The following is a 4,805-nucleotide window of genomic DNA, read 5'->3' on the forward strand; positions in this document are numbered from 1 at the left end:
GAACGAGCTGGAAGGTGACGTTTTTAAAAAGACTTCCCCGCCGCTCTGGTAGAGATCAGGCAGAAACAGCCGCCAGGTACGGACATCGAAATCTGATGGGCCGACGAAGCCAGAATAGGACAAAAGAACAAGATCACGCGCCGATGGGCACGTCGGGGAAGCCGCCCCTCAGCCCCGCACGACCAGCGCACCATGTGGGCTTATATCTTCGGTGCGATCTGCCCGAAAAAGGGCAAGGGGGCGGGCCTGGTCCTGCCTTATTGCGACACCGAAGCGATGCAGGAACACCTTGCCGAAATAAGCAGCGCCGTCGATCCAGGAGCGCACGCCGTGCTCATCCTCGATCAGGCCGGGTGGCATGTCACGCCGAAATTGAAAGTTCCTGACAATATCACCCTGATGTTCTTGCCGCCGAGATCGCCTGAATTGAACCCAGTCGAGAACGTCTGGCAATTTATGAGGGACAACTGGCTGTCGAACCGCATCTTCAAAGACTACCACGACATCGTCCAACATTGCTGCGCCGCATGGAACAAGCTGATCGATCAACCCTGGAAAATTATGTCCATTGGTCTGCGCGAATGGGCTCATCGGTCATGATCAATGCACGTTGGTATTAGGTTGGATCAAAGGCAACGGTCGGTACGTGAAGAACAAGCCAATATAACGAAGAAGATCAATGTCTCTTGGTCGGCCGGCGACGCAAGCGGTGGCCTGGACGCAACGTTGTTCACCGCCAGTGCGACTTTCTTCCTGCATGCGATCCGAAAGATCAGCGACCGGTCTTTTGATGCCGAACAACTGGCACCGTTTCCCTGACTTCCCTCGGCTGGGAGGACTGACAACTTCCGAGAATAGGGACTTGATCATGTTCGTGACGCGAGAAGATGGAAAAATCGTTGGCGCCTTTGCCAGCGAACAGGAATTCGCAACCGAAGAACTGCCAGAAACGGCGCTGAGTTGGTCGCATCTTTCAATCCGCCGGCGCCGGCGGTCTATATCATCCGCAAGTTGGTCCTGTGGACGCGTCTTTCTGATGCAGGGGCGAACACGGTTGATGTCGCCGTGGCGACCCAATCGGCAAAACTGCGGGGTATCTGGAATTCCGCGAGTGAAGTCCGTTCCGAGAGTGAGTTCTTCGGCAGGCTCGAAGCGTTCCTGACTGGCGTTCTTGGCGCCGATCGCGCCAATCAGCTTCCCCAGCCCGAATAGCTCAGTTTCGTATCAGGCCAACTTCCACAGAAGGGCGGCGGGCAGAAGAACTATCGTTGCCGTCGCCAACGTCGCCATCGCCATCTTTAGCAGAACTCTTCGGCGCGTCCGCGCCCCATCCCAATCGTAAGCCAACGCAAACCCCTACGCCACATTACCCTCCAGCAACATAGCTCATCCCCGGTAACCGGCAACCCCCAAGGTAAGATCACATCGCTGCTGCGGTGGCTCACTATGCGGTTGTGCTGGTACTGCAGGCCTACGCCACCGTCTTCATCCCGCCCTAACCAACGGCAACTGCCGGACAATCCTTGTGGCGCCACCGAATTCGGCGCCGACGATATGCCGATAAGCGTCTAATCTAACCGTTGACAGGAGTGGGGAAAGCCAGATTTATCAATCTTTCTCCCCTTCACGTCCGATTATTATCACTTGAGGTTGCGCAAAATGAAAAAGAACATTCATCCGGTCGATCTATTGGTTGGCAACAACCTGAAGCGTCTTCGGCATCTGCTCAATTTGAGCCAGGAACAGGTAAGCGCCGGTCTCGGGATAACTTTCCAGCAAATTCAGAAATATGAAAAGGGCATCAACCGTATTAGTGCTAGCCGTCTATACGAGATGGCTAAGCTCTTCGGGGTCACAGTTGCCGATTTCTTCCAAGGCGCCGATGATTTCGAGACACAGGCTGCTCCCCATCATATTTCGGCGGAAGCGACGCGTGTCGCTCGTGACTACGACAAGATTTCCAACACTCGTTCCAAACAGGCCATTCACAATATGATCAAGGCCGTAGCTGAGAGCCCGCAGGACAGCGACTCGCCTGCAGAATAGCCATTCATCACTGGCGGCCGAAAGCCACCCGGCTGCATGGGCGATGTATCGGAAGACGCAAGATCTTGCGTCTTCGGCGAATTAGCGAGCAATTGTGCACATTCAGGAGAAACAAAACGCCCCGATGTTGGGCGTCGCTCTTACCGAGACTGTCACCAGGCAGGGGTGGGTTCTGCATCCTTTCGATGAACGATCGGGGTTAGCCGATCCAACCGAGCGCTTTGGCAATTTCGATGGTAGCCCAAGCAAGACCGAAAACCCAAACGAGCGCGAAAGCAATCATCATGGCTATGTCGAGGAAGGCTCGGATCATGTTGTCGGAACTCAATATGAAGAAAAGCCCGCCTGGCCGGGGGAGGGACAGGCGGGCCTACTGGGAGCCATCAGCATGATGGCAAATCTCAGATACACCGCTGCTCCCCGATTCGCTTGGCGATTTGCGATCAACTGATATGAGGCATTTGCGATGGACGCACCTTTCGCGCGCCCGCGAGACTGCACTTCAACGGGCAGGTTATTCGACGTAAGTGATCCCGCTGATATCTCGAACCTTCATTAGTTTTCCCAGCAGGTTGGGCAATTCCGCTTGGCTTGGGCGCTGAGACGCGGCGATACGAACCGCAACTTCCATTGCCTCCCGGCCTGCTTGGTTATGCACGCTATGCCCACTTTCCTTAGACCACTCTCGAAGCGCGCCAGTTACGATTTCGATCTGTTCGTCTTCTAGGGACAGTAGAGTGAGGAGAGACATCGTAATACTCAGGAGCACGCGTGATGTTCGAAAGCCTGTGACGGAGGCCAAGCCTACTGTGGTTAAGGTAGGCGACCCTTCGAAATCGGCAAGTTCTAGCATGCGGCTCTGAGCAGCTTTTACACCAAGACTTTGAGAGTCCAGTAAAGCCATTTTGCCCGCAAGAAAAAAGCCCGCGCAAGGCGGGCCTAGAGTGGGTCCACTGCACAGGGGAAACCGTCTGTGCACTGCACAAACTAGGTCTTGTTGGGGACCAGTCAAGCCGCGCCGGCGCGGGTAACGTCGAAATCGAAAATTCTAAGGTCGACCGCGCGCACGGAGTGATGGTCACCTCTTGAAGCCGCAGAACGGCTGGTCCGATTCGCTGTGGAGGATGTCGGCCTAACCTCTTTGCGGGCTGGGTGTGCGGACGACAACGTCGCTTCGGCGGCGATCCTTATGCGGCTGGGCATCACCCGGCTGGAGGACGTCCGGATCTATTCGAGATCAAGGAACGAAGAAATTGTCCAGCGTCGTTTCCGACTGGCTGTCTCACCTTCTGCTCTAAACTGAACGCCGTGTCGGCACCCGCTTTTGTCACGAAGCCGCCGTGGCCGCCACGCGTCGCGATTTTCCGCTCACGTCGCTGATTCTGTTGATGTCCGTGATTCCCGATCGCCAATGAGTACAGTTCCCGCCAAAAAGAGCCCAAGCACCGCCATCATGGAGAAGGCCCCAGGACCGTGCCATCTGTCGAGCATGATCCCCATCCAGGTAATTGAAATACCGCTGGCAAGCCGCGCGAGCATGGCGGCGATCGATCCAATCCGAGCCATGTATCCATCGGGTGTGGCATCTGCCCTCCGGGCCAGATAGAGGACCAGAAAAAAGCCCTCGCTTGCGCCGATCAGGAAGGCCCCACCCAGCATTCCGCCCTGCCAGGAACTCCCGACAAGCGCAGCGCCGCCCGCAAAGATCAGGAGGCTGATCGGAATCGCGTGACGGGCCTTTGCAATCTGCGGCTGGGCGGCGAGCAGCGTCCCAATCACCGACCCCAGCGCATATGCCGAGACAGCGAAGGATGCGATTTCAGGCCCAGACACACCGCCTCGCGAGCCAACGTAGAGAAATCCCGTTATCGCGCCGTAGCCGACGATTCCATAGAGCGTCCAGTAGAGTTGAATCCGGCGAAGCGGAGCGACCTTTATGAGGACGCCGAATCCGTCCACAATCCGATTCCAGATTGGGTCCGCCCCTCCGTGGACCTTCGATAAAGGTGCCTTGATGAAAATCAAACCCACCGCTGACACAAGGAACGATCCGGCATCCACGAGCAAAGCGCTTGCCAGACCAAACCACGTCGCCAACGCGCCAGCGACGAGCGGTCCTGCAATCCAGGCAGCCGATTCCGCCGCTTCGAATGTCGCATAGGCTTTCGTAAGGTCTTCACTCTGAACAAGCGTCGGGATCAATGCGTTGCTTCCAGCCCCAAAGAGCGAAGACAGAATGCTCAACAGCACGGTGATCAGAAACAAAGGGACTAGAAGCGGCACATGATTGAACCACAGGAGCGGTATCGCCAACATCAAGGCGCCACGGCCAATATCGGCAAGGAGCATCACTCGGCGCCGATCAGCATGGTCCAGCATGGCGCCAAACGGAAGATGAAAGAGAAAATAGGTGGCGGTCTCCAGCAGCGCCATCGCCGAGACGTAGATCGCCGAGCCTGTGAGCTGCAGCACCAGCAGGGGCATAACCACTATTCTGAGCGAGTCGCCCATATTGGAAATGGCCTGCGTTAGCAAAAATAGGAGGAAATCCGGATTCTTCCTCAGAAAGTTAAACATAGGGCCTCGGATATGAATGTCGGAGGTAGCGAAGCAGCACGTCATTTCGCGCCGACCTTTTCCATAGCACGCCCTGACTCCTCAATGCTTAACAGGATGCGGAAAAAGGCGCTTGCTGCGAGCGGACTGCCGTGATTCCATGCCTCGGTGATTGGTCGGCAGGAGTGGGACATGCGCGGCAG

6 protein-coding genes and 1 pseudogene are annotated in these 4,805 nt (G+C 56.3%); 5 read left to right on the plus strand and 2 right to left on the minus strand.

What is annotated here, in order from left to right:
• Positions 1 to 84: 84 nt before the first annotated feature.
• The 5 genes and pseudogenes from EV561_RS36730 to EV561_RS36745 all read left to right on the plus strand — a co-directional run.
• Positions 85 to 600: pseudogene (locus EV561_RS36730) on the plus strand (IS630 family transposase); the annotation flags it as partial.
• 3 nt (positions 601 to 603) lie between these two features.
• Positions 604 to 819: a hypothetical protein gene (locus EV561_RS37805; protein ID WP_207910676.1), complete on the plus strand. Its 216-nt coding sequence runs from the start codon at positions 604 to 606 to the stop codon at positions 817 to 819.
• Positions 820 to 960: 141 nt separating this feature from the next.
• Positions 961 to 1,212, plus strand: a complete 252-nt coding sequence (locus tag EV561_RS36735; RefSeq protein WP_132528744.1) for a hypothetical protein — start codon at positions 961 to 963, stop codon at positions 1,210 to 1,212.
• A gap of 447 nt (positions 1,213 to 1,659) precedes the next feature.
• On the plus strand, positions 1,660 to 2,046 hold the full coding sequence (locus EV561_RS36740; RefSeq protein ID WP_132528745.1) for a helix-turn-helix transcriptional regulator: 387 nt from the start codon (positions 1,660 to 1,662) through the stop codon (positions 2,044 to 2,046).
• Between the two features lie 94 nt (positions 2,047 to 2,140).
• The gene (locus tag EV561_RS36745) at positions 2,141 to 2,497 is read left to right on the plus strand and encodes a hypothetical protein (protein WP_132528746.1); all 357 of its coding nucleotides are present in this window, start codon (positions 2,141 to 2,143) and stop codon (positions 2,495 to 2,497) included.
• A gap of 63 nt (positions 2,498 to 2,560) precedes the next feature.
• Here EV561_RS36745 and EV561_RS36750 read toward each other — a convergent pair whose 3' ends face one another.
• On the minus strand, positions 2,561 to 2,950 hold the full coding sequence (locus tag EV561_RS36750; RefSeq protein ID WP_132528747.1) for a hypothetical protein: 390 nt from the start codon (positions 2,948 to 2,950) through the stop codon (positions 2,561 to 2,563).
• A 464-nt stretch (positions 2,951 to 3,414) separates the two neighbouring features.
• Positions 3,415 to 4,668, minus strand: a complete 1,254-nt coding sequence (locus EV561_RS36755; RefSeq protein WP_132528748.1) for an MFS transporter — start codon at positions 4,666 to 4,668, stop codon at positions 3,415 to 3,417.
• Positions 4,669 to 4,805 lie beyond the last annotated feature (137 nt).

Origin of the sequence: Rhizobium sp. BK376, from assembly GCF_004341625.1 — a bacterium.
Lineage (GTDB): Bacteria > Pseudomonadota > Alphaproteobacteria > Rhizobiales > Rhizobiaceae > Rhizobium.

What these genes read in the sequence shown, in the direction of transcription:
- EV561_RS37805 (WP_207910676.1), top strand. Translation starts at nt 604, where the DNA reads ATGCACGTTGGTATTAGGTTGGATCAAAGGCAACGGTCGGTACGTGAA.
- EV561_RS36740 (WP_132528745.1), top strand. Translation starts at nt 1,660, where the DNA reads ATGAAAAAGAACATTCATCCGGTCGATCTATTGGTTGGCAACAACCTG.
- EV561_RS36750 (WP_132528747.1), bottom strand. Translation starts at nt 2,950, where the DNA reads ATGGCTTTACTGGACTCTCAAAGTCTTGGTGTAAAAGCTGCTCAGAGC.
- EV561_RS36755 (WP_132528748.1), bottom strand. Translation starts at nt 4,668, where the DNA reads ATGACGTGCTGCTTCGCTACCTCCGACATTCATATCCGAGGCCCTATG.